At 42.6% G+C, this 242-nt stretch carries 1 protein-coding gene; it reads left to right on the top strand.

Going from position 1 to position 242, the window contains the following annotated elements:
• Positions 1-113 precede the first annotated feature (113 nt).
• A partial coding sequence (locus V7083_RS16005) for an FAD-dependent oxidoreductase (RefSeq protein ID WP_335479635.1) occupies positions 114-242 on the top strand: 129 nt, incomplete at its 3' end.

Raw genomic sequence — 242 nt, 5'->3', positions numbered from 1 at the left:
CAAAGGAATACCGGATGGTCCTAATCAGGGGAAAACACCGTCGGAAGTAGTATTAGAGTCAATAAATCAGGAGGAACCTTTGCCGCTCTGGTTGTATACAAGGAGAGATAACGTTGAAAAATGATAAGATAGCAATCATCGGTGCAGGAATTTCGGGTGTTGCTGCTGCATTTCAATTGAAAAAAAAGGGATATCGTCACATCACTCTATTTGAAAAGAATGACAGGGTGGGCGGGAAATGC

The sequence above is a fragment of the Bacillus sp. JJ1764 genome, from assembly GCF_036962145.1.
Taxonomy (GTDB): Bacteria; Bacillota; Bacilli; order Bacillales; family Cytobacillaceae; genus Neobacillus.
Note: the sequence above shows the minus strand (reverse complement) of the source record. Positions and strands in the feature narration are given on the sequence as shown.